This is a genomic window from Pseudomonas putida W15Oct28 (genome assembly GCF_000708715.2).
Lineage (GTDB): Bacteria > Pseudomonadota > Gammaproteobacteria > Pseudomonadales > Pseudomonadaceae > Aquipseudomonas > Aquipseudomonas putida_R.
This window is the reverse complement of the sequence record NZ_JENB01000013.1, coordinates 23,396-46,060: the sequence shown is the minus strand read 5'-3', so window position 1 is coordinate 46,060 and position 22,665 is coordinate 23,396. Positions and strand designations below refer to the sequence as shown.

General features: G+C 63.6%; 20 protein-coding genes and 2 pseudogenes. 17 read left to right on the top strand and 5 right to left on the bottom strand.

All coding sequences use genetic code 11. From position 1 onward, the window contains the following. The first annotated feature begins 130 nt into the window (after positions 1-130). From purU to AK81_RS11185, 12 genes are all read left to right on the top strand, one after another. Positions 131-997 (top strand): formyltetrahydrofolate deformylase, encoded by an 867-nt coding sequence (purU, locus tag AK81_RS11240; protein ID WP_043199081.1) that lies wholly within the window; start codon positions 131-133, stop codon positions 995-997. Further along, complete coding sequence (gene folD / locus AK81_RS11235; RefSeq protein WP_043199080.1) at positions 994-1,905, top strand: bifunctional methylenetetrahydrofolate dehydrogenase/methenyltetrahydrofolate cyclohydrolase FolD; 912 nt, start codon at positions 994-996, stop codon at positions 1,903-1,905. Before purU ends, folD begins: the two co-directional genes overlap by 4 nt. Further along, on the top strand, positions 1,887-3,128 hold the full coding sequence (locus AK81_RS11230) for an FAD-dependent oxidoreductase (RefSeq protein WP_016499086.1): 1,242 nt from the start codon (positions 1,887-1,889) through the stop codon (positions 3,126-3,128). The genes folD and AK81_RS11230 overlap by 19 nt, the downstream gene beginning before the upstream one ends. A gap of 12 nt (positions 3,129-3,140) precedes the next feature. Beyond that, positions 3,141-3,446 (top strand): sarcosine oxidase subunit delta, encoded by a 306-nt coding sequence (locus tag AK81_RS11225; protein ID WP_028613225.1) that lies wholly within the window; start codon positions 3,141-3,143, stop codon positions 3,444-3,446. Continuing rightward, positions 3,443-6,346: an FAD-dependent oxidoreductase gene (locus AK81_RS11220; RefSeq protein WP_043199078.1), complete on the top strand. Its 2,904-nt coding sequence runs from the start codon at positions 3,443-3,445 to the stop codon at positions 6,344-6,346. Before AK81_RS11225 ends, AK81_RS11220 begins: the two co-directional genes overlap by 4 nt. Positions 6,347-6,349: 3 nt before the next feature. Further along, positions 6,350-6,955: a sarcosine oxidase gene (locus AK81_RS11215; RefSeq protein ID WP_043199077.1), complete on the top strand. Its 606-nt coding sequence runs from the start codon at positions 6,350-6,352 to the stop codon at positions 6,953-6,955. A 394-nt stretch (positions 6,956-7,349) separates the two neighbouring features. Then, positions 7,350-7,772: a nuclear transport factor 2 family protein gene (locus tag AK81_RS11210; protein WP_043199075.1), complete on the top strand. Its 423-nt coding sequence runs from the start codon at positions 7,350-7,352 to the stop codon at positions 7,770-7,772. Next, positions 7,769-8,521, top strand: coding sequence for an SDR family NAD(P)-dependent oxidoreductase (locus tag AK81_RS11205; protein WP_043199073.1), 753 nt, complete (start codon positions 7,769-7,771; stop codon positions 8,519-8,521). The genes AK81_RS11210 and AK81_RS11205 overlap by 4 nt, the downstream gene beginning before the upstream one ends. A 3-nt stretch (positions 8,522-8,524) precedes the next feature. Beyond that, complete coding sequence (locus tag AK81_RS11200) at positions 8,525-9,772, top strand: NAD(P)/FAD-dependent oxidoreductase (RefSeq protein ID WP_043199071.1); 1,248 nt, start codon at positions 8,525-8,527, stop codon at positions 9,770-9,772. Next, positions 9,769-10,581: a DUF1365 domain-containing protein gene (locus AK81_RS11195; protein ID WP_043199070.1), complete on the top strand. Its 813-nt coding sequence runs from the start codon at positions 9,769-9,771 to the stop codon at positions 10,579-10,581. Before AK81_RS11200 ends, AK81_RS11195 begins: the two co-directional genes overlap by 4 nt. Next, on the top strand, positions 10,556-11,815 hold the full coding sequence (locus AK81_RS11190) for an SAM-dependent methyltransferase (RefSeq protein ID WP_043199068.1): 1,260 nt from the start codon (positions 10,556-10,558) through the stop codon (positions 11,813-11,815). Before AK81_RS11195 ends, AK81_RS11190 begins: the two co-directional genes overlap by 26 nt. 2 nt (positions 11,816-11,817) lie before the next feature. Further along, complete coding sequence (locus tag AK81_RS11185) at positions 11,818-12,306, top strand: DUF2878 domain-containing protein (RefSeq protein WP_043199067.1); 489 nt, start codon at positions 11,818-11,820, stop codon at positions 12,304-12,306. 7 nt (positions 12,307-12,313) lie between these two features. On the opposite strand, the gene AK81_RS11180 is transcribed toward AK81_RS11185, so the two are convergent. Continuing rightward, positions 12,314-13,198, bottom strand: a complete 885-nt coding sequence (locus tag AK81_RS11180) for a LysR family transcriptional regulator (RefSeq protein ID WP_043199066.1) — start codon at positions 13,196-13,198, stop codon at positions 12,314-12,316. A gap of 146 nt (positions 13,199-13,344) precedes the next feature. Between AK81_RS11180 and AK81_RS11175 the strand changes: the two are divergent. Together AK81_RS11175 and AK81_RS11170 are read left to right on the top strand one after the other, a co-directional pair. Continuing rightward, positions 13,345-14,363 (top strand): annotated as a pseudogene (locus AK81_RS11175) (alpha/beta hydrolase). Between the two features lie 54 nt (positions 14,364-14,417). After that, entirely contained in the window at positions 14,418-15,140 is a 723-nt protein-coding gene (locus AK81_RS11170) for a pirin family protein (RefSeq protein ID WP_043199065.1), read from the top strand. Positions 15,141-15,254: 114 nt separating this feature from the next. On the opposite strand, the gene AK81_RS11165 is transcribed toward AK81_RS11170, so the two are convergent. Beyond that, complete coding sequence (locus AK81_RS11165; protein WP_023049469.1) at positions 15,255-15,548, bottom strand: DUF1330 domain-containing protein; 294 nt, start codon at positions 15,546-15,548, stop codon at positions 15,255-15,257. Between the two features lie 78 nt (positions 15,549-15,626). Between AK81_RS11165 and ribBA the strand changes: the two genes are divergently transcribed. Continuing rightward, a complete protein-coding gene (gene ribBA / locus AK81_RS11160; protein ID WP_043199060.1) occupies positions 15,627-16,748 on the top strand; it encodes a bifunctional 3,4-dihydroxy-2-butanone-4-phosphate synthase/GTP cyclohydrolase II in 1,122 nt (373 codons plus the stop codon). Positions 16,749-16,821: 73 nt separating this feature from the next. On the opposite strand, the gene AK81_RS28150 is transcribed toward ribBA, so the two are convergent. The 3 genes and pseudogenes from AK81_RS28150 to AK81_RS28145 all read right to left on the bottom strand — a co-directional run bounded on the left by AK81_RS28150 (position 16,822) and on the right by AK81_RS28145 (position 20,183). Continuing rightward, on the bottom strand, positions 16,822-17,277 hold the full coding sequence (locus AK81_RS28150; protein ID WP_081042050.1) for a DUF3304 domain-containing protein: 456 nt from the start codon (positions 17,275-17,277) through the stop codon (positions 16,822-16,824). A 100-nt stretch (positions 17,278-17,377) separates the two neighbouring features. Then, positions 17,378-19,735 (bottom strand): T6SS phospholipase effector Tle1-like catalytic domain-containing protein, encoded by a 2,358-nt coding sequence (locus tag AK81_RS11155; RefSeq protein ID WP_043199057.1) that lies wholly within the window; start codon positions 19,733-19,735, stop codon positions 17,378-17,380. Continuing rightward, positions 19,723-20,183 (bottom strand): annotated as a pseudogene (locus AK81_RS28145) (DUF3304 domain-containing protein). Before AK81_RS28145 ends, AK81_RS11155 begins: the two are co-directional and overlap by 13 nt. Positions 20,184-20,719: 536 nt before the next feature. Here AK81_RS28145 and AK81_RS11150 point away from each other — a divergent pair. After that, positions 20,720-21,745 (top strand): ABC transporter substrate-binding protein, encoded by a 1,026-nt coding sequence (locus tag AK81_RS11150; RefSeq protein WP_043199056.1) that lies wholly within the window; start codon positions 20,720-20,722, stop codon positions 21,743-21,745. Continuing rightward, positions 21,742-22,659 carry an ABC transporter permease gene (locus AK81_RS11145; RefSeq protein ID WP_043199053.1) on the top strand — a complete coding sequence of 306 codons (918 nt, stop codon included), beginning with the start codon at positions 21,742-21,744 and terminating at the stop codon, positions 22,657-22,659. Before AK81_RS11150 ends, AK81_RS11145 begins: the two co-directional genes overlap by 4 nt. Positions 22,660-22,665 lie beyond the last annotated feature (6 nt).

Below are 22,665 nucleotides of genomic sequence, written 5' to 3'. Positions count from 1 at the left end.
CCCTCATTTCGCCTATAAATCGCCTAAAGGAAATTTATATTCCTGCCAAGAAACACCCCTTCGCCTCCTCGCGAAGCCTCTTTTGCCCTTGTGCCCGACCTGCCCCACTCCATCACGAGGCCTATCCGACATGCACCCCGCTCCCGATCACTTCATCCTGCGCGTCAGTTGCCCGGCCGTGTCCGGCATCGTCGCTGCGGTGACCACCTACCTGGCCGAGCACGGTTGCTACATCAGCGAGATGGCGCAGTTCGACGACGAGGACAATGGGCGCTTCTTCATGCGCGCGGTGTTCCGCTTCAACACCGGTGTCAGCGGCGACACGCCGCAGCTGGAGGCTGGCTTTACCGACGTGGCCCAGCGCTTCGACATGCAGTGGAGCCTGCACAGCAGCGCCCGGCCGATGCGCGTGCTGCTGATGGTGAGCAAGTTCGACCACTGCCTGTCCGACCTGCTGTACCGCCATGCCAAGGGCGAGCTGGACATGCACATCACCGCCGTGGTCTCCAACCACCTGGACCTGCGCCCGATGGCCGAGCGCCAGGGCATTCGCTTCGTCTACCTGCCGGTGAGCAAAGACACCAAGGCCGAACAGGAAGCCGCGCTGCTGCGCATCGTCGAGGACACCGGCACCGAACTGGTGGTGCTGGCGCGCTACATGCAAATCCTCTCGGATGACCTGTGCCGCCAGCTGTCGGGGCGGGCGATCAACATCCATCACTCGTTCCTGCCCGGCTTCAAGGGGGCCAAGCCCTACCATCAGGCCTATCAGCGCGGGGTCAAGCTGATCGGCGCCACCGCCCACTATGTGACCAGCGACCTGGACGAAGGCCCGATCATCGAGCAGGAAGTGCAGCGCGTGGACCACGCCTACGCACCGGGCGACCTGGTGGCCATCGGCCGCGACACCGAGACCATCGCCCTGTCCCGCGCGGTGAAATACCACCTGGAACACCGGGTATTCCTCAACCACGACCGCACGGTGATCTTCAAATGAACGCCCTTCCCAGCGTCAAGCTGATCGACGGCAAGGCCACCGCCGCGCGGGTGCTGGCCGAGGTGCGCGAGCAAGTGCAGAAGCTGCGCCAGGGCGGCGTGCAACCAGGCCTGGCCGTGGTGCTGGTGGGCGCCGATGCCGCCAGCCAGGTATACGTGCGCAACAAGGTGCTGCGCGCCGAGGAGGTGGGCATCCGCTCGCTGGAGCATCGCTTGCCGGCCGACACCACTCAGGCCCACCTGCTGACCTTGATCGACCGCCTGAACCGCGACCCCGAAGTAAACGGCATCCTCGTGCAACTGCCATTGCCCGCACACATCGACCAGCACCCTGTATTGCAGGCCATCAGCCCGCTCAAGGACGTGGACGGGTTCCACAGCGAGAACGTCGGTGGCCTGGCCCAGGGCCGCGATGTGCTCACCCCGTGCACCCCCAGCGGTTGCATGCGCCTGCTGCGCGACGCCTGTGGCGAGCTGCGCGGCAAGCATGCGGTGGTGGTCGGCCGATCGAACATTGTCGGCAAGCCCATGGCTGCCCTGCTGCTGCAGGCCGACTGCACGGTGACCGTGGTGCATTCGCGCAGCCGCGACCTGCCGGCGCTGTGCCGCCAGGCCGACATCCTGGTGGCCGCAGTGGGCAAACCTCGGTTGATCGGTGCCGACTGGCTCAAGCCCGGCGCGGTGGTGATCGACGTCGGCATCAACCGCGTCGATGACGGCGGCCACAGCCGCCTGGTCGGCGATGTCGACTTCGCCGCTGCCCTGCCCCAGGTCGCCGGCATCACCCCGGTACCCGGCGGCGTCGGCCCGATGACCATTGCCTACCTGATGAAAAACACCCTGCTCGCCCTCGACCTGCAGCAGCAGGCCGCCCACCAGGAGCGCACCGCATGCCTTTCGCCCTGCTGAAATACGGCCTGAGTGCCGACTACCCGGTGGAGGTCGACCTGCCGCCACCGTGCGAACTCAAGCCACGCTATGACGTGGTGATCATTGGCGGCGGCGGCCACGGCCTGGCCATCGCCTACTACCTGGCCAAGTACCACGGCGTAACCAATGTCGCCGTGCTGGAAAAAGCCTACCTGGGCGGTGGCAACACCGCACGCAACACTGCGGTTATCCGCTCCAACTACCTCACCAGCGAGGGTGTGCGCTTTTACGCAGAATCGGTGCGCATGTTCCAGAACCTGTCGAACGAGTTCGACTTCAACATCATGTATTCCGAGCGCGGCCAGCTCACCCTGGCGCACACCGATGCCACCGTGCGCGCCTTCCGCCAGCGTGCCGAGGTCAACAAGCACTTCGGCGGGCGCACCGAAATGATCGACCGCCAACAGATTCGCGAACTGGTGCCCAGCCTCAACCTCGACCCTGGCCACCTGCCGGTGCTAGCCGGCCTGTGGCACATCGACGGCGCCACCGCACGCCACGACGCGGTAGCCTGGGGCTACGCCAAGCAAGCAGCCAAGCGCGGCGTGGAAATCCACCAGCTGACCGAAGTGCAGGACCTGCTGATTCGCAATGGCCGCATCGAAGCGGTCAAGACCAACCGTGGCACGGTGCAATGCGGCTGCGTGGTCCAGGCCGTGGCCGGCGCCAGTTCGCTGCTGATGGCCAAGGCCGGTATCCGTGCGCCAATCCACACCTACCCGCTGCAGGCCATGGTCACCCAGCCGTTCAAGCCGTTCCTCGATCCGCTGGTCAGCTCGTCAGCGCTGCACTGTTATGTGCAACAGACCAGCCGCGGCGAAATCGTCTTTGGCGGCGGCTCCGACCCTTACCCGCTGTACAACACGCGCTCCACCCTCGACCTCAAGGAAAGCCTGCTGGCCCACGCCATTGAGATGTTCCCGTTCATGGCCAACGCCAAGCTGATGCGCCAGTGGGCGGGGATGACCGACATGACCCCGGACTACAGCCCGATCATGGGGCTGTCGCCGGTGCACAACTACTACCTGGACGCCGGCTGGGGCACCTGGGGGTTCAAGGCGACGCCCATCTGCGGCAAGACCATGGCCGAGCTGGTCGCCAGCGGCGGCAAGGTGCCCGAAATGATCGCGCCCTTCGCCCTGGAGCGCTTCAGCCGCTTCCAGCAAGTCAACGAAATGGGCGCCACTGCGGCCAGCCACTAGGAAGCAACGACGATGAAGATCCTGACCTGCCCCTTGAACGGCCCGCGCAACATCAGCGAGTTCACCTACGGCGGCGAGTTCAAGCACATGCCCGACCCGGCCAGTTGCAGCGACGCCGAGTGGGCCGACTATGTGTTCAACAGCGACAACCTGGCCGGGGTGGTGACCGAGTGGTGGCTGCACAACGCTTCCAGCTACTGGTTTCTGGCCGAGCGCCACACGGTAAGCGACCAGGTGCTGCGCACCTTCGACCCGAAAGCACTGTTCGACCGCCGCGTCGACTTCACCCCCGCCGCCACCCCGGAGATCGCCGGATGAACAGCCACACTCGCCTCCCCGCGCCCATGGGCCTGCTGATCGACCGCGAGCGGCCCCTGCGCTTCCAGTTCGACGGCCAGGCCTGCCAGGGCTTTGCCGGTGACACCATTGCCAGCGCCCTGCTCGGTAACGGTCGCTGGCTGCTGTCGCGCTCGTTCAAATACCATCGCCCACGCGGCCCGCTGAGCATGGCCGGCCAGGACGCCAACACCCTGGTGCAGTTGCCTGAAGAACCCAACGTGCTGGCCGACCTGGAAGCCGCCCGCGATGGCCAGGTGATTGAGGGGCAGAACTTCAACGGCAGCCTGGAACATGACCGCGACGCCTACCTGGGAAAGTTCTCGCGCTTCATGCCGGTGGGCTTCTACTACCGCTCGTTCTACAAGCCCAAGGGCATGTGGAAAGTGTGGGAGCCGCTGATTCGCAAAAAGGCCGGCCTTGGCGTGCTCGACCTTGGCTTCAAGCCGCAGTACTACGACAAAGCCTATCTGTTCGTTGATGTGGCAGTCATCGGCGGCGGCCCCGCCGGCCTGCGCGCGGCGCTGGACGCGGCCAATGCCGGGGCCAAGGTGCTGCTGATCGAACAACAGCCGGTGCTGGGCGGCTCACTCACCTACGCCCGCTTCGACATCGCCGGCACCCGCGCCGCCAGCCTGCGTCAGGAGCTGCTGGCCGCCATCGAAAGCCACCCGAACATCCAGGTGCTGATGGAAGCCACCTGCAACGGCTGGTTCACCGACAACTACCTGCCGGTGATCCAGCACAAACGCTTGTACAAAGTACGCGCCAGCCGTTGCCTGGTGGCGGCCGGTTCGTTCGACCAGCCGGTGGTGTTCCGCAACAACGACCTGCCGGGGGTGATGCTGACCAGCGCCGCCCAGCGGCTGATGAAGCTGTACGCGGTAAAACCGGGCCAGCGCGCGGTGATCCTTACCGGCCACGATGACGGCTACCTGGCCGCCCTCGACCTGCAGGAGCAAGGCGTGGCCGTGGCCGCCGTGGTCGATATGCGCGCCGCGCCGGCCGATGCCGCACTGGGCGCCGAACTGAAGCGGCGCGATATCCCCGTGCACCTTGGCAGCACGGTGTACGAAGCGCTGCACGAAACAGGCATGCGCCATGTCAGCGGCGTGGACATTCGCCCGATCACCGGCCAGGGCAAGGTCGGCGCGCATGGCCTGCGCCTGGCCTGCGACTTGCTGTGCATGTCGGCGGGCTACATGCCGGTGTACCAGTTGCTGTGCCAGGCCGGTGGCAAGCTGGCCTATGACGTCAACCGTGACGAGTTCACCCTCAGCAACCTGCCGGCCGGGCTGGATATCGCAGGCTCGGTAAACGGCCGTCACGCGCTGGCCAATGTGCTGGCCGATGCCACGCGCGGGGCCGCCGAAGCAGTGGCGGCGCTGGGCCTGCAAGCGCCGTCGCAGCCGTTGTTCTGCGCCGAAGCCAAGGTCAATTTCCCCTGGCCGATCTTCCCGCACCCCAAAGGCAAGGATTTCGTCGATTTCGACGAAGACCTGCAAGTGCGCGACATCGTCAACGCCACCCGCAGTGGCTACCGTGACATCCAACTGGTCAAGCGCTTCTCCACGGTCGGCATGGGCCCGTCCCAGGGCCGCCACTCGGCGCTGCCCACCGCACGCCTGGTAGCCCACGCCACCGGCCGCAGCATCAGCGAGACCGGGGTGACCACTGCGCGCCCACCGTTCCAGGCAGAAAAGCTGGCGCATGTCGCCGGTCGCGCCTTCGACCCGTACCGGCAAACACCCATGCATCGCCGCCATCTGCAAGCCGGGGCGAAAATGATGCCTGCCGGTATCTGGCAACGCCCGGCCTACTACGGTAAGCCAGAGGAACGTGAGCGCTGCATGCAGGAAGAAGCCCGCCATGTGCGTGAAAAAGTTGGCCTGATCGACGTTTCTACCCTGGGCGGCCTGGACGTACGCGGCCCCGACGCCGCAGAACTGCTGGAGCGCGTGTACACCTTTGGCTTTGCCAAGCTGCCTGTCGGCCGCACCCGCTATGCGCTGATGACCAACGAACACGGCGTGGTGATCGACGACGGCGTCTGCGCACGCCTGGGCGAGCAACACTTCTATGTCAGCGCCACCACCAGCGGCGTCGACCGCATCTACCAACAGATGCTGAAGTGGAACGCGCAGTGGCGCCTGGACGTGGACATCAACAACGTCACCGCTGCCCTGGCCGCCGTCAACCTGGCCGGGCCACTGTCACGCCAGGTGCTGGCCAAGGTGTGCGATGACGTGGACCTGTCGGCAGAAGCGTTCCCTTACCTCGCCGTGCGCCAGGGCAAGGTGGCCGGCATCCCGGCACGCATCCTGCGGGTGGGTTTCGTCGGTGAACTGGGCTATGAAGTGCATGTGCCGGCGCGCCATGCCGAACGCCTGTGGGACGCCTTGATGCAAGCCGGTGCGGGCCTGGGTATTCGCCCGTTCGGTGTAGAGACCCAGCGCCTGCTGCGCCTGGAAAAAGGCCACGTGATCATCAGCCAGGACACCGACGGCATGACCCACCCGGCAGAGATCGACATGCAGTGGGCCATCGGCCGCAAGAAGCCGTTCTTCGTCGGCAAGCGTTCCATCGAAATCCTTGAGGCGCAGCCGCTAAAGCGCAAGCTGGTCGGTTTCACCCTGCCCAAGGGCAGCCCGCAACCCCTGGAAGGGCACCTGGTACTGGACGGCCCGGACATCAGCGGCAATGTCACCTCCTGCGAACACTCGCAAACCTTGGGGCAGATCATTGGCCTGGCCTATGCCGGCGCCCACCAGGCCACCCCCGGCATGCACATTCCGATCCGCGTGGAGGGCGGCGCGATGGTGCACGCCAAGGTGGTGCAACTGCCCTTCCACGATCCCGACAACCTGCGCCAGGAGCTCTGAGCCATGACCAGTTTGCAAGCCGAAGCGTTTATCCCTCGCAGCCCATGGGCCGAGTTGTTGTACACCTGTGCGTTGACCGACCTGACCGATGTGGCGCGGGTCGGGTTTCGCGGGGGCGACAGTGCCTCCTACCTGCAGCAGCGTGGCTACCGTTTGCCTCAGCAGCCGGACCAGGCCGTGCTTCAAGACGACGGCGGCTGGGTAGCGCGGTTGTCACAGACCGAGTACCTGTTGCTGGGCAGCCTGGCCGACGAGGGCGCACGTGTGGCTGCCGCGGAGGCCGAGTGGGTGCAGGATGCCCAGCGTAACTACCTGCTGCCGCGCCAGGACAGCCATGCCTGGTTGCAGCTGTCGGGGGTGCATGGCAGTGCGGTGATGGCCAAGTTGTGCGGGGTGGACTTGCGTGCCGAGGCGTTTCCGGTCGGGGCGGTGGCGCAGACTTCGGCGGCACGGATCAATGTGATTGTGGTGAATGTGGGCAGTGAAGAGCGGCCGGCGTTGCAGTTGCTGTTTGATCGGGCATCGCTGGCTTACTTGCGCGAAGCGATGCTGGATGCCATGGATGAGTTTGATGGCGGGTTGATTGGGCTGGGTGAGTTGATCGGTTGATAAGCAGTGCGGGCTGCGGGGGTTCGCCGCATGATTTTCAGCGCCTGGGGGATCGAGCGCCGCCCGCGCGGCGCTTCGCGGGGCAAGCCCGCTCCCACATTTGTTTCGGGCCAATTATTCCTGAGGCATTGGCGCGCGGCCCCTTGGCGCCTGTCTCAATATCGAGTCGGACAAACAAGGCGGACAGAGATGAACTCAAAGGAGTGACTGGCCCGAAACAAATGTGGGAGCGGGCTTGCCCCGCGAAGCGCCGCGCGGGCGGCGCTCGATCTCCCAGGCGCCAAAAATGCCCGGCCGAACGAACAAACTGTACAAAAAATTTCTTCTGTATAGATTTCCAGCGTGACCTGCACTATACCTTGTACAACAGATTCGTTTTGTACAGGTATTGTGCATGTCCAGCTACCTGCAATCCTTCGCCGAACGCTTTGCCACGCTCGATACGCACAACCTCGACCTGCTGACCGACCTGTACAGCGAGGACGTCGCATTTCGCGACCCTCTGCACCAGCTCACCGGCCTTCCCGCGCTGCGGGCTTATTTCGCCCAGTTGTACGCTAGGGTGCCCGAGTGCCATTACCGCTTCGAAGGCACCGACGAGCTGGAACCGGGCCACGGCTACATTCGCTGGACGTTGCACTATCGCCACCCCCAACTGGCCCGTGGGCAACTGATCAGCCTGCAGGGTTGCAGCCACCTGCGCTGGCATGAGCGGGTGTACTTTCACCAGGATTACTTCGACGCCGGCGCCCTGCTGTACGAGCATGTGCCGGTGATGGGCAGCGCCATTCGCTGGCTCAAAGGCAGGCTGGCATGAGCCGTTGCTGGCTGACCGGTGCCAGCAGCGGCATCGGTGCGGCGCTGGCGTTGCACTTGCTGGAGCAAGGCCACCAGGTGGCGTTGGGGGCACGCCGCGCAGACAAGCTGACGGCACTGGCCGAGCAGTTCCCGGGCCAGGTACTGCTGACCCTGGGCGATGTCGACCAGCCTGAGCAGGTGACGCAGATGGCCGGGCAGATCGAGCACGCCTGGGGCGCACTGGACCAGGTGATCCTCAATGCGGGCACCTGCGAGTACCTGGAACCGGGGCACTTCGACCCGGCCTTGGTCGAACGGGTGATGCGCACCAATCTGACCGGCACCAGCCTTTGCCTTGCGGCCGCACTGCCCTTGCTACGCCGTGGCCGGCAGCCACACCTGGTGGTCATGGGCAGTTCGGTTAGCTGGTTGGCGCTGCCGCGCGCCGGGGCCTATGGCGCGTCCAAGGCGGCATTGCGGTACCTGGTCGAATCCCTGCGCATCGACTTGGCTGGCGAAGGTATCGACGTCACCCTGGTCAGCCCCGGCTTCGTCGACACACCCCTCACCCGCCGCAACGACTTCCCGATGCCGCAACTGTGGAGCGCCGAACGCGCCGCCGCCCATATCATCGCGCGCCTGCCTCGCCGCCCGCTGGAAATCGCCTTCCCCGCCACCTTCACCCTGGTGCTGCGCCTGCTAGGCGCATTGCCGGCGCGCTGGCGCCTGAAGCTGGGCCGCCATCTGGCCCGCGAACAAAAGGGCTGACCCATGCGCATCGCTATCATCGGTACCGGTATCGCCGGCCTCACCTGTGCCCACCTGCTGTCACGTCGTCATGAAGTCACCGTGTTCGAGGCCGCGGACCGGGTTGGCGGGCATACCCATACCGTCGATGTGCAATGGCAGGGCCGGCACTACGCGGTTGATACCGGCTTCATCGTGTTCAACGACTGGACCTACCCGCATTTCATCCGCCTGCTCAAACACCTGGGCGTCGCCTGGCGGCCGACGCAGATGAGCTTTTCGGTGCACGACCCGCGTACGGGCTTCGAGTACAACGGTCACAACCTGGCCACCCTGTTCGCCCAACGACGCAACCTGTTGTCCCCTGGCTTCTGGGGGATGCTACGCGACGTACTGCGCTTCAACCGCCAGGCCCCGGCCGACCTGCAACAGCAGCGCATCGATGGCGCCACTACCCTTGGCCAGTACCTTAAGGCCCAAGGCTATGGGCGGCGCTTCATCGACCATTACATCGTGCCGATGGGCTCGGCGATCTGGTCGATGTCGCCAGCCGACATGCTGGGCTTCCCGTTGCAGTTCTTCGTGCGCTTCTGCCACAACCACGGCCTGCTGTCGGTCAACCATCGGCCGCAATGGCAAGTGATCGAGGGCGGTTCGCGCGCTTACCTCGCGCCATTGTGCCAACCCTTTGCCGAGCGCATCCGGCTGGGCTGTGCGGTGCAGCAGGTCAAGCGTGATGATCACGGCGTGGCGGTGGCCTGGGCAGGCGGCAGCGAGCGCTTCGACAAGGTGGTGTTTGCCTGCCACAGCGACCAGGCCCTGGCCCTGCTGGCAACGCCCAGCGAGCAGGAGCGCGCCATACTCGGTGCCATCCGCTACGCCAGCAACGATGTGGTGCTGCACACCGACACGCGCCTGCTGCCGCAGCGGCGCAAGGCCTGGGCCGCCTGGAACTACCGCCTGGGCGACGACCCGCAAGCGCCCGCCGCGCTCACCTACAACATGAACATCCTTCAGGGCCTCGAAGCGCCGACCACGTTTTGCGTAAGCCTCAACCAGGCAGGCCAGATTGACCCGGCATGCATACTCGCCCGCATCGACTACGCACACCCGCAGTACAGCCTTGCCGCCCTGGCGGCACAAGCCCGCCAGGGCGAATTGCAGGGGCCGTTGCACAGCTATTACTGCGGCGCCTATTGGGCCAACGGCTTTCATGAAGACGGCGTGCTCAGCGCACTGAACGTCGCCCGGCACTTTGGAGAACAGTTGTGAACAGCAGCCTGTGCCAGGGCTGGGTGAGCCACCGGCGCCTGAGCCCACGCCACCACGCGTTTCGCTACCGGGTTGGCATGTTCTACCTGGACCTGAACGAGCAACACCAACTGCTTGGCCTGTGCCGCTGGCTGGGGCCATCGCGGCTGGCGCCCTTGTGCTGGCGCGAAACCGACTACCTGCCGGCACTGACCCGTGAAGGCAAACCACTGGCCGAGGCCGCTCGGCTGTTGGTCGGCCAGGCGACGGGGCAGGTGCCCGAAGGCGCCGTGCACCTGCTTACCCAACCGCGCTGCTGGGGGCTGTCCTTCAACCCGGTAAGTGCCTACTTCTGCCATGACCGACAGGGCCAGCTCGCGGCCGTACTGCTGGAAGTGCGCAATACCCCATGGCGTGAACGCTTCCATTACGTGCTACCCGTGAACGGCGACCTGACCCGGTCATTTTCAGTGGCCAAGGCCTTCCATGTGTCGCCGTTCATGCCGCTGGACATGGAATACCGCCTGCGCTTCGCCCTCGATGCACAGCGGGTGCGCCTGCACATGGAGAACTGGCGCGCCGGGCACAAGGTGTTCGAAGCCGACCTGGCGCTGCAACGCCAGCCGCTGGACCGCGCTGCATTGCGGCGGCACATCCTGGCTTTTCCCTGGATGAGCCTGCGTACCCTCACCAGCATCTACTGGCAGGCCCTGCGCCTGCTGCTCAAGCGCACACCTGTGCACGACCATATCGCCAGCCAGCACGACCTGGCACTCGGCCAACCCGCCCGCGAGGAGCCCGACCATGCCCGAACCGACCCTGAGCGTTAGCAAATCGGCAAGCATTGCCCCGTTGCTCGGCGGCCTGGCCAGGCGCGCCGTACTCGCGCAGTTACGCCAGCTGCGCCATGGCAGCCTGCGCCTGATCAGCCATGGCGAGCAGTGGACCTTCGGCGACGTTGCCAGCCGGCTGTATGCGGAAGTGGAAATCGTTGACGACGCGGCCTGGGGCCTGGTCGCCGGCAATGGCTCGATTGGTGCCGGTGAAGGCTATATTCACGGTTACTGGCGCAGCCCGGACCTGGCTGCGGTCACCCGGCTGTTCGTGGCCAACCTGGATGTACTCGATGCCATGGAGGGCGGCCTGGCTCGCCTGGCGCGCCCTGCCCTGCGCCTGCTGCACCGCCTCAATCGCAACAGCCGGCGCGGTGCGCGGCGCAATATCCTGGCGCACTACGACTTGGGCAACGACCTGTTCGAGCGCCTGCTCGACCCCACCATGATGTACTCCGCCGCGCAGTTCGACAGCCCCGGGCAAACCCTGGAACAGGCCCAGACCAACAAGCTGCAACGCATCTGCCAAAAGCTCGAACTCACGCCCCATGACCACCTGCTGGAGATTGGCAGCGGCTGGGGCGGCCTGGCCATCCACGCCGCGCAGCAGCACGGCTGCCGGGTCACCACCACCACCCTTTCGGCGGCGCAGTACGCCCATACCCTGCAACGGGTCAAGGCCTTGGGCCTGGAACAGCGCATCACGGTGCTGCACCAGGACTATCGCGACCTGCACGGGCGCTTCGACAAGCTGGTGTCGATCGAAATGATCGAAGCCGTCGGCCACCGTTACCTGCCGACGTACTTCCGCCAGTGCGCGTCGCTGCTCAAGGACGACGGCCTGATGCTGGTGCAAGCCATTACCATCCGTGACCAGCGCTACGCCCAGGCCAGACGTTCGGTGGATTTCATCCAGCGGTATATTTTCCCCGGCGGCGCCTTGCCGTCGCTAAGCGTGCTGCTGGACACCGCCAGCCGCCAGACTGCGCTGAACCTGGTACACCTGGAAGATTTCGGCCAGGACTACGCACGCACGCTGCGCCATTGGCGCGACAACCTGCGCCTGGCGCGCGCGGAGCTGATGGGCCTGGGGTATGACGATACCTTTCAGCGCTTGTGGGAGTTCTACCTGTGCTACTGCCAGGGCGGTTTCGAAGAACGAACCATCGGCGTGGCGCAACTGCTGTGGGCCGGGCCGCAGGCGCGTCGGGCACCGCTGCTGGCCCCTTGAACATGGCGCGCAGCTGGCTGATCGGCAACGCACTGTGGCTGCAAGCTGGCTGGTGGGCCTGTGTGCTGGGCGCACACCTGCCCTGGCTGCTGCTGACTGCGACGGCTGGCCTGCTGGTACACCTGCGCCTCTGTCCACAACCCGTCAGCGAAATGCGCGTCCTGCTCTGCGTGACGATTGCCGGTTGTATGCTCGACAGCCTGTTGGGCATGCTGGGCGTGTTCCGCTTCGAACAATGGCCCCTGCCGCTCTGGCTAGCGTTGCTGTGGCTGGTACTGGCCAGTGGGCTGCGCCACAGCTTGGCGTGGGCCGGGCGACCGTTGTGGCGCGCCGCAGTGCTGGGCATGCTGGGCGGGCCGTTGGCCTATCTGGCCGGGGCCCGTGTGGCGGGCATCGATTTGCCATTGGGGGAGCTTTACACCGGGTTGATCCTGGCGCCGATCTGGGCGCTCGTCCTGCCGCTGGCATTGCGCTTCGCGGCAAGGTACTGAGGCCGGCCTACAACTGCACCAAGCGCTCGCGCAGAAAGTTCACAAACCCCTGCACCGGCCGCGCCACCTGTCGGTGCTGCGGATACACGGCTGATAACTGCAATGCAGGCGGCGTCCACTCTTCAAGCACATTCACCAGCCGCCCATCCGCCAACGCCTGCCCAACGATGAAGGTCGGCAGGTAGGTCACCCCCATACCGGCTATAGCCGCATCCCTGAGCAACTCGCCGTTGTTCGCACGCATGCGCCCCGTCACCTGTATCGCCTGCGCCTTGCCGCCCTGACGGAACTGCCACTGCACCTGTCGCGAATGGCCATAGGGCAGGCAGTCATGCCCTGCCAACTCCTCCGGTTTTAGTGGTACACCCCGCGCCTGCAGGTACGCCGGGCTCGCGCAATACACCCGCTCGACACTGGTAATACGCCGCGCGATCAGGCTGGAGTCCTCCAGCGCGCCAATCCGCAGAGCCAGGTCGTAGCCCTCGCCGATCAGGTCCACGGCGCGGTCACTGAGGTCCACCTCGACATCGACTTGCGGGTGCAATTGCAAAAACTCGGTCAGCAGGCAGCCCAGGTGCGACATGGCGAACGACAGCGGTGCGCTCAGCCGCAAGGTGCCGCGCAATGCCTGGGCCTGGCCGCTGATGTCGTGCTCCACCTGCTGCACTTCACCCAGCAGGCGCAGCGCCGACTGGTAGTAGTGCTGGCCCAGCGGCGTGGCGTCCAGGCGCCGGGTGGAGCGGTTGAGCAGGCGTACGCCCAGGCGCTCTTCGAGCTGCATCAGGCGCCGGCTGACCGATTGCTTGGACATGCCCAGGCGGTCGGCGGCGGCGGTGAAACTGCCGGCCTCCATGACCTGGGCAAAGATACGCATGTCTTCGTAGGGGTTCATTGTCTCGCTCATGGTGACAGTAAAACGCTTTATAGCGGCTTTTTCCCGCCAGTGCATCTGCCTAAGCTACGCACAAGTCGCAGCGATGGCCCAGCAGGCCAGGCAAGACGCCCACTACCAACACTTGCATGGAAAAGGATTTGCTCATGAACATTGTCCACAAACCCTTACCGCCTCCCTTCTGGCCCTGTCTGTTTCCAGCGCCTTCGCCGCAGGTAGCCCGGGTGTCGAGCAACACACCCAGGCGTTTCTCGAAGCCCTGGAACAAGGCGGCGGCAAGCCACTGGAACAACTCAGCCCGAAAGACGCCCGGGCAGTGCTGACGGGGGCCCAGGCTTCGGTCAAGGTCGACCTCTCGGGCATCGAGGTAAAGGAACGCACCATCCAGGCCAACGGCGAGTCGATCACGCTGCAAGTGGTACGCCCGGCCAACGTGAAGGGTGACCTGCCGGTGTTCATGTTCTTCCACGGCGGCGGCTGGGTGCTGGGCGACTTCCCGACCCACCAGCGGCTGATTCGCGACCTGGTGGTCGGCTCGGGTGCGGTGGCGGTCTATGTGGACTACACCCCGTCGCCGGAAGCGCACTACCCCACAGCGATCAACCAGGCCTACGCTGCGACCCGCTGGGTGGCCGAGCATGGCAAGGAGATCGGCGTGGACGGCAAGCGCCTGGCGGTGGCCGGCAACAGTGTCGGCGGCAACATGGCGGCAGTCGTGGCGCTGAAAGCCAAAGAGGCCGGCACCCCTGCCCTGCGCTTCCAGCTGCTGTTGTGGCCGGTGACCGATGCCAGCTTCGAGACGGCGTCGTACAAGCAGTTTGCCGAAGGGCACTTCCTGACCACCGGCATGATGAAGTGGTTCTGGGACAGCTACACCACCGATGCCAACGCCCGTGCGCAGATCTACGCCTCGCCGCTGCGGGCCAGCAGTGAGCAGCTCAAGGGCTTGCCGCCAGCACTGGTGCAAACGGCTGAGTTCGATGTGTTGCGTGATGAAGGTGAGGCTTATGCCCGCAAGCTGAATGCTGCTGGCGTGACCGTTACCTCGGTGCGCTACAACGGGATGATTCATGACTATGGGCTGCTCAACCCGCTGAGCCAGGTGCCGGCGGTGAAGGCGGCGATGCGCCAGGCAGCTGGTGAACTGAAAGTACACCTTCAATAACCTCATCCACCCATGCGGCAGGGCCAGGCGCCCTGCCGGTTCAGGAGAACCGTGATGCTTACCGTACGCAATGCCCAAGACCGCGGCCTGGCCTTCCATGGCTGGCTGAAATCCTTCCACACCTTTTCCTTCGGCCATTACCGGAACCCGGACGAGCAAGGTTTTTCTGACCTGCTGGTGATCAACGACGACCGCGTCATTGCTGGCAAGGGTTTCGGCGAACACCCGCACCGGGACATGGAGATTTTCTCCTACGTGCTCGAAGGCGCGCTGGCGCACAAGGACACGCTGGGCACCGGCTCGGTGATCCGCCCGGGCGATGTGCAGCTGATGAGCGCCGGGCACGGCGTGGCCCACAGCGAGTTCAACCACAGCCAGGCGCAGCCGGTGCACTTCTTGCAAATCTGGATCGTGCCGAACGTGCAAGGCGCCACGCCGCGTTACCAGCAACAGCATTTCAGTGCCGAGGAAAAGCGCGGCAAGCTGCGCCTGATCATCTCGCCGGATGGCGCCGAAGGGTCATTGCAGGTGCGCCAGAACGCGCGGGTGTATGCGGGCCTGTTCGACGGTGACGAGCGCGCCAGCCTGACCTTGCCGGAAAACCGCCATGCCTATGTGCACGTGGCCCGGGGCAGCATCGAGCTCAATGGGCAGGTGCTGAATGAAGGGGACGGGGTGCGGGTAAGGCAGGAACAGATGCTGGAGCTGGGTAATGGGGTGGATGCCGAGGTGCTGGTGTTTGACCTGCGGCCGCATGAGCTGCCAGGTATGCCATAAACAGGACCGGCCCTTTCGCGGGTAAACCCGCTCCCACAGGTACACCACAGCATTCGAAATCTGTGGCGTACCTGTGGGAGCGGGTTTACCCGCGAAAGGGCCATCAGCCCAAACTCAGGGTTCAAACCCTTCGACAATGATCACCTCGGCTTTGGCCACCCCCTGGCGATGGCTGCACGCCTCCTGGTACAGCGCGGACCGGTAACACGCCACCGCCTGCTCGTACGAATCGAACTCGATCACCACGCTACGCTGAGGGGTAGGCCGCCCTTCCATCGCCTCGCTGCGCCCGCCACGGGCCAGAAAGCGGCCGCCGAATGCCTTGAAGGCTGCCGGAGCGCGTTGGGTGTACTGCTGGTACTGCTCGGGGTCGGTCACGTCCACATGGGCGATCCAGTAAGCCTTCATGCGCTGCTCTCCAGTTACGGCGATATTTGTGTATGATGGTATACCATAATAATCACCCCACCACAGTGAGCGTGCAACATGGCTTTCAACACCATCGAGGAACTTCTCGAGGACTACCGGCAAGGCAAGATGGTCCTGCTGGTGGATGACGAGGACCGGGAAAACGAAGGCGACCTGCTGATCGCCGCGGAGCGTTGCGACGCCCAGGCCATCAACTTCATGGCCCGCGAAGCGCGTGGCCTGATCTGCCTGACCTTGACCGACGAGCACTGCCAGCGCCTGGGCCTGGAGCAGATGGTGCCGGCCAACGGCAGCGTGTTCAGTACCGCCTTCACCGTGTCGATCGAGGCGGCCACCGGCGTCACCACCGGTATTTCCGCCGCCGACCGGGCGCGCACCGTGGCAGCTGCCATGGCCGCCAACGCCCGCCCAGAAGACCTGGTGCAACCCGGCCACATCTTCCCCTTGCGCGCCCGCGAAGGCGGCGTGCTGACCCGCGCCGGCCACACCGAAGCCGGCTGCGACCTGGCGCGCCTGGCCGGCTTCAGCCCGGCCTCGGTCATCGTTGAAGTGCTCAACGACGACGGCACCATGGCCCGCCGCCCGGACCTTGAAGTGTTCGCCGCCCGGCATGGCATCAAGATCGGCACCATCGCCGACCTGATCCACTACCGCCTGAGCACCGAACAGACCATCAAGCGCATCGGCGAGCGCGAGATGCCGACCGTGCACGGCACCTTCCGTCTGGTCACCTATGAGGACCGCATCGAAGGCGGTGTGCATATGGCCATGGTCATGGGCGACATCCGCCGCGAGCAGCCGACCCTGGTGCGGGTGCATGTGATCGACCCGCTGCGCGATCTGGTCGGTGCCGAATACGCAGGCCCCGCCAACTGGACGCTGTGGGCGGCGCTGCAGAAGGTGGCCGAGGAAGGCGCTGGCGTGGTGGTGATCCTGGCCAACCATGAATCCTCCCAAGCGTTGCTTGAGCGCATACCACAGCTGACACAGCCGGTAAGGCCGTACCAGCGTGGGCAGTCGAAGGTGTACTCCGAAGTAGGCACCGGGGCGCAGATTCTGCAGGACTTGGGCGTAGGCAAGCTGCGTCACCTGGGGCCACCGCTGAAGTACGCGGGGCTTGCGGGGTATGAGCTGGAGGTGGTGCAAAGCATCCCGTTCGAGCCGGGAATGGTGAGTTGATGGTGGGTGTGTAGGTCCTAATTGACCGGAGCCAGGTCACTTTGACCGGCTCCGGTCATTTATGCCCATTACGTCAACCTGGACATGACTCAGGTTCCGGCAGGTGGAGCGGAAGCTTGATTGGGTATTCTGGGCTGCCAAAGGCGTAGCAGGAAGTGGTGACCTGGACATCGTCGCAGGGTAGGAAGTGGACGGTGATGCCACAGACTTTTTGGCCGGTGTAGTCCGGAACGGAAACCACCTGACTATGTTGTCGATTGTGCGCTCGTGCGGCATCTCTCCAAGCCAAATATTTCTCTCTATCGGCGTAACCAGGGAATCCCGCAGAAGTCCCTACGCCAGTCTCCCAATCAACACGTACCTGCATCCCTGAAACCCACTTATCTGAAGCGATATAGCAACACCCCCCTCCGCCACCTTGGTATGGCCCAATAATGTCTATTCCCGAGCGCCCATCTACACTGAAGCGGTTGATCGCCCAATGCGTATGATTGACAGCTTCGATGGTGCTCGCCTGAGCAATCGACATAGAGCCGCTGATAACAAATCCAAAACATACAACAGCCAAGCCAACTGAGCGTGCCAGAAAACTCAGCGGTTTGGGGTTATGCAACACATGGCCGAATCGCTTATGCCTGCCCATCGCGACCTCCTTCCAATGTTGCGTAGTAGTCGTCCCATACACTCTGGATTTTTTGTCGAAATTGAGCCCGTCGTTGGGCCTCCAGTATTCGAGACTGTGCAGGGTCGACTTCAGCAAGTGCAACGGAAGTACCAGAGTCGGTCGCCCCATCGGGGGTTAGAATGAATGCCACATCCCTGCGATTGGCCTCGCCAAAGAACACCATGCGTTCGGTGAAGTAACTGCCCCATGGCTCTCGCCCTGCCGCAACCGCAGTGCCTTTGTACTTGCTATTGAGCAAGGCATGAAGGAACCAGGCGCGGGAGTCATGCACATGGTCGTCGAACAGCGCCCTCAGCAAGCCTTCGGGTTGTTCACGGTTCCGGTTTTCGTCGACGTTGCCTCGGTGGGTTTCCGAGGTGTGGTTCTTCTGGCCTCGTGGCGGCGGAAACAGTTGGCTGACCTTGGCTTGGCCACAGGCCTTCATTCGCTCGTGCTCGGCGATTTTGTCCGCGCTGTTCCAGTAGGTAATGAATGCTGGGACGTTTACCCAGCGGGCGCGGCGGAAGAACGTCAGATAGGGGTCGCTGTCAAGATCGCGATATATTTTGCGGAACTCATCGGCGGCATCGCGTAGCTGGGTCTTGGATTTGTCCGGGTCGAAATCCTTGATGCCAGGTTCCAGCGGCATTGCCGGGGCACCACGGCGCTCAAGGTGTAGCTGCAACGCTCGACGCTTAACAACCTGAGACTGCTTATGGTCGCGTTCGGCCTCGGCCTTGGTCCGGGCCTCGGGAGTTGCATGTTCGTCAGTGGCGACACGATAGAAACCAGTGCTTTCTAGGCTCCCAAAAGCGTAACGATCAATTCGCCATGCAGTGAGCCAATCCATCTGACTACGAAGTGCGCTTTCTAGGTCGGCACTTGCAACATGAGGTCTATAACATACGATTTCAGCTGACGGTAACGGTTCGAGAGCTCGTGCCAACTGTAAAGTCACCTGACGCCAAGCGTTGAAACGACTAATCAGCAGAGATGAAACATCAAACTCATCTGTTGCTACTCGTCCCATCGCCCGCCAAGCTTCTTCCCGCAAATCGGCAGGCAAAACGTCTAGTGGTGTTTTAAGTGGAGCACCATTTTCGTACGCATCGGAGTACAGGTCATGGAGCGCTATTTGCGAAAGCAGCAAACCGTCGCCCTGCACATTGTTACTGCTCCAAGCCTTCCCCTGATCGCCTGGTGGATACCCTCCTCCCTGATCGCTATGCACCCCCGGATAAATCACCTCAACGCTGTTTTCCGGATACGTCCCATCTTCCCGCCGAATCGACTCCAGCGGAAAACTCAAGCGCTGCTCGTGGCTGGCGACGATATGCAGACACCGCTTTACGAGAGGGCCTTTGGGCAACTCCTGACTACCATCGCCCCAGCCCATGTGCCCGTTCGCACCCGGTGCAATATCAGCCAGCCCCACCGACACCACTGTATCCAGCAGCCCCAGGTACTCGATGCTGACCGGCAACTTCAAGCTGCTGATCTGTAGCGTCGGGCTGGGCTCCTTCGGCGCCAGCAACTGGTTGAACCAGTTGACGAATGCCCGCGCCGCAGCCGCACCTCGGGAAAAGCCGTACACATACAACTTCATGCCCACCAGCGTCGGCTGGCCGGGCGGTAGTGCGCTCAACGCTCTGCGCAACGGTTCTTCCAGCGCTTTGAGCTCGCGACGAAACACGCTGCCGCGGTTGGCACGGCCCATGATCCACTCGGTGCCACGCCAGGTACCCATGGCCTCGACGGCTGCCTTGAGCGTGGCATCGTCCAGCCGTGGCAGCCCCAGAATGCGGCGCAGGGCGTCGATGACCATCAGCAAGCCCCAGTTGATCCGCTCTTCACCGCGCCGGGCGAAGGCCAGGCCATCGCTGGTGTAATCCAGGTCACCCACCTCCGGGAAGGGTGTACCCACACCCGGCATGTAGTACTTGAAATATTGGTTGCCGCCGGTACCCGCCGCATCAGTCAGCCAGCGTGCCTTGCCACTGTGCATCGTGCCACCGGCGTGGCCATCGCCAATGCTCGCGCGGAACAGCCGGGCAATATTGGTAGGGTGCGGAACAGCCGACTCGTACAAGTCATTGCTCAGGTTGTTGCCTGTGCCGTCGAAGAACAAGCTGATATGCAGGGTTTGGCAGCACGGCAACATCACGCGGCGACCGGAGGCCACGCAAAGTGCGTCATGGTAGTCGCGCTCCATGCTGCACTGACGCCCGAGGTTCTGGTAGACCTCATGGGCCTGCTGAGGCAAACGACCCTGCAACGGAAACTCGGGGGGCAACCAGACAGGGGATTTGTTCACTTTGGACATGACTGCGGCTCCGGCAGGTGCAGAGGGGTTTTGATGGGGTATTCCGGGCTGCCATAGGCGTAGCAGGAGCTGGTGACCTGTACATCGTCGCAGGGCAGGAAGTGGACAGTAATGCCGCAGACTTTTTGGCCGGTGTAGTCAGGTACGGGGACGATCTTTCTATGACGGCGTTTCTGCGCGTCGGCATCAGCAAGCCATTTCAAATACTTTTGTCGATCTGCAAACCCTGGGAACCCTTTTGACCCCGACACACCTGTTTCCCAGTCCACTTTCACCGTCATGCCCGAATACCACTGCTCAGGCAGCACAAAGCAACACCCCCCCCGCCTCCTTGGTAAGCACCAATAATGTCTATCCCCGAACGCCCATCCACACTGAAGCGATTGATCGCCCAATGCGTATGGTTAACTGCTTCAATGGTGCTGCCCTGTGCATCATTCGCTGGCATCAGCGTGGTCGTGGCCAAAGCCGCGATTCCGAGCACTCGCCAATGCCATCCAACGGCATAAAAGTAACCACAGCACCGCCGCGAAGGCCTGCGTTGCAGGGCTGCGCCAATATGTGAGAGATCCATGCCAAGCTCCTTGCCGATTCATGGCCCCGGGTGCGTGGCCAAGCCGCAGCCCGGGAAGAATGCCAACGGCAATGAACGTGGCCCATCAGCCATGCACCATCAAGCGAAAGCCGGCAAAGCAGCGCATTTTCAGAAATGCCCTACAAATTCGCGCTATCTCGGCTGATTCAGCACCTGCCAAAGGCCACCGCAGCGCTTCTTAAAGGACGGAGTGATGGCCGGTCGCCTCATGCCTCTTGCCAAATGTTTGGAATACCATAATATGATATCCCGTAGACCTTGAATCTGCAGGCCGGCACCTACAATCACAAACGGCCACCAGGACACTTTGTTTTAGCTGCTCCCCGAACACTGTTGGCGGGCGCATCAAAAGCCCCGCCTCGAATAACAAAAGCAACGAGGGCGTAACCATGCTGTTGAGCAAACGTGTAACCGCAGTGCTGTCCGCCAGCCTGCTGACCCTGGCATGTCAGGCCGCCCAGGCCGCTGACAGCCTCAACTTCGTCAGCTGGGGCGGTACCACCCAGGACGCCCAGAAAGAAGCGTGGGCCGTACCCTTCACCAAAGCCACCGACATCAAGGTCGTGCAGGACGGCCCCACCGACTACGGCAAGCTCAAGGCCATGGTCGAAAGCGGCAACGTGCAATGGGACGTGGTCGATGTCGAAGCCGACTTTGCCCTGCGCGCCGCCAGCGAAGGCCTGCTGGAACCCCTCGATTTCAACCAGATCAAACGCGACAAGATCGACCCGCGCTTTGTCTCCGACCATGGCGTCGGCTCGTTCTTCTTCTCCTTCGTGCTGGGCTACAACGAAGGCAAGCTCGGTGCCAACAAGCCGGTGGACTGGACTGCACTGTTCGACACCAAGACCTACCCCGGCAAACGCGCCCTGTACAAATGGCCCAGCCCCGGCGTGCTGGAGCTGGCCCTGCTGGCCGACGGCGTAGCGCCAGACAAGCTGTACCCGCTGGACCTGGACCGCGCCTTCAAGAAACTCGACACCATCAAGAAAGATATCGTCTGGTGGGGCGGTGGCGCCCAGTCGCAGCAGCTGCTGGCCTCGGGTGAAGCCTCGCTCGGCCAGTTCTGGAACGGCCGTGTCTATGCCCTGCAGCAAGACGGTGCACCGGTGGGTGTGAGCTGGAAACAGAACCTGGTCATGGCCGACTTCCTGGTCATCCCCAAAGGCGCCAAGAACAAGGACGCGGCCATGAAGTTCCTGGCCAACGCCAGCAGCGCCGAAGGCCAGGCCGAGTTTGCCAACAAGACCGCCTACGCCCCGGTCAACGTCGACAGCGTGGCCAAGCTGGACAAAGACCTTGCGCCCAACCTGCCAACGGCCTACGCCCAGGACCAGGTCACCCTCGACTTCGCCTACTGGGCCAAGAACGGTCAGGCCATCGCGGCCCGCTGGAATGAGTGGTTGGTCAAATGAAAGTCGCCATCAACGCCCTGCATAACGCGCAAGGTGCCCCCACGGGCACCGGCGCCCCCGGGACGGTCCCTCGCCGCGCCAGCCTGAGCCAGCGCTGGAAGGGCAGCCGCAACCTGCTGCCGGCCCTGCTGTTCCTTGGCCTGTTCTTCTTCGCCCCGCTGGTCGGCCTGTTGCTGCGCGGGGTGCTGGAGCCAACACCGGGACTGGGCAATTACGAGCAGCTGTTCGCCAACTCGGCTTACGCACGGGTGCTGTTCAACACCTTCTCGGTGGCCGGCGTGGTCACCCTGATCAGCGTACTGCTGGGCTTCCCGCTGGCCTGGGCGATCACCCTGGTGCCCAAGGGCTGGGGCCGCTGGCTGCTGAACATCGTGCTGCTGTCGATGTGGACCAGCCTGCTGGCGCGCACCTACTCATGGCTGGTGTTGCTGCAAAGCTCGGGTGTGATCAACAAGGCGTTGATGGCCATGGGTATCATCGATACCCCGCTGGAAATGGTCCACAACCTCACCGGCGTGGTAATCGGCATGAGCTACATCATGATCCCGTTCATCGTGCTGCCGCTGCAGGCCACCATGCACGCCATCGACCCGATGGTGCTGCAGGCCGGCTCCATCTGCGGCGCCAGCCCGTGGACCAACTTCTGGAAGGTGTTTCTGCCACTGTGCCGTTCGGGGCTGTTCTCCGGCGCGCTGATGGTGTTCGTGATGTCGCTCGGTTACTACGTCACCCCGGCGCTGCTGGGCGGTGCACAGAACATGATGCTGCCCGAATTCATCATCCAGCAGGTGCAGTCGTTCCTCAACTGGGGCCTGGCCAGCGCCGCCGCCGCACTGCTGGTGGCGATCACCCTGGTGCTCTTCTACCTGTACCTGAAGCTGCAGCCGGAATCCCCGGTTGGCAACGCGAGGTAAACCGCC

Excerpts from the sequence above, each read along its gene's own strand:
- purU (WP_043199081.1), top strand. The coding sequence starts at position 131 with ATGCACCCCGCTCCCGATCACTTCATCCTGCGCGTCAGTTGCCCGGCC.
- folD (WP_043199080.1), top strand. The coding sequence starts at position 994 with ATGAACGCCCTTCCCAGCGTCAAGCTGATCGACGGCAAGGCCACCGCC.
- AK81_RS11230 (WP_016499086.1), top strand. The coding sequence starts at position 1,887 with ATGCCTTTCGCCCTGCTGAAATACGGCCTGAGTGCCGACTACCCGGTG.
- AK81_RS11225 (WP_028613225.1), top strand. The coding sequence starts at position 3,141 with ATGAAGATCCTGACCTGCCCCTTGAACGGCCCGCGCAACATCAGCGAG.
- AK81_RS11220 (WP_043199078.1), top strand. The coding sequence starts at position 3,443 with ATGAACAGCCACACTCGCCTCCCCGCGCCCATGGGCCTGCTGATCGAC.
- AK81_RS11215 (WP_043199077.1), top strand. The coding sequence starts at position 6,350 with ATGACCAGTTTGCAAGCCGAAGCGTTTATCCCTCGCAGCCCATGGGCC.
- AK81_RS11210 (WP_043199075.1), top strand. The coding sequence starts at position 7,350 with ATGTCCAGCTACCTGCAATCCTTCGCCGAACGCTTTGCCACGCTCGAT.
- AK81_RS11205 (WP_043199073.1), top strand. The coding sequence starts at position 7,769 with ATGAGCCGTTGCTGGCTGACCGGTGCCAGCAGCGGCATCGGTGCGGCG.
- AK81_RS11200 (WP_043199071.1), top strand. The coding sequence starts at position 8,525 with ATGCGCATCGCTATCATCGGTACCGGTATCGCCGGCCTCACCTGTGCC.
- AK81_RS11190 (WP_043199068.1), top strand. The coding sequence starts at position 10,556 with ATGCCCGAACCGACCCTGAGCGTTAGCAAATCGGCAAGCATTGCCCCG.
- AK81_RS11185 (WP_043199067.1), top strand. The coding sequence starts at position 11,818 with ATGGCGCGCAGCTGGCTGATCGGCAACGCACTGTGGCTGCAAGCTGGC.
- AK81_RS11180 (WP_043199066.1), bottom strand. The coding sequence starts at position 13,198 with ATGAACCCCTACGAAGACATGCGTATCTTTGCCCAGGTCATGGAGGCC.
- AK81_RS11170 (WP_043199065.1), top strand. The coding sequence starts at position 14,418 with ATGCTTACCGTACGCAATGCCCAAGACCGCGGCCTGGCCTTCCATGGC.
- AK81_RS11165 (WP_023049469.1), bottom strand. The coding sequence starts at position 15,548 with ATGAAGGCTTACTGGATCGCCCATGTGGACGTGACCGACCCCGAGCAG.
- ribBA (WP_043199060.1), top strand. The coding sequence starts at position 15,627 with ATGGCTTTCAACACCATCGAGGAACTTCTCGAGGACTACCGGCAAGGC.
- AK81_RS28150 (WP_081042050.1), bottom strand. The coding sequence starts at position 17,277 with ATGTCGATTGCTCAGGCGAGCACCATCGAAGCTGTCAATCATACGCAT.
- AK81_RS11155 (WP_043199057.1), bottom strand. The coding sequence starts at position 19,735 with ATGTCCAAAGTGAACAAATCCCCTGTCTGGTTGCCCCCCGAGTTTCCG.
- AK81_RS11150 (WP_043199056.1), top strand. The coding sequence starts at position 20,720 with ATGCTGTTGAGCAAACGTGTAACCGCAGTGCTGTCCGCCAGCCTGCTG.
- AK81_RS11145 (WP_043199053.1), top strand. The coding sequence starts at position 21,742 with ATGAAAGTCGCCATCAACGCCCTGCATAACGCGCAAGGTGCCCCCACG.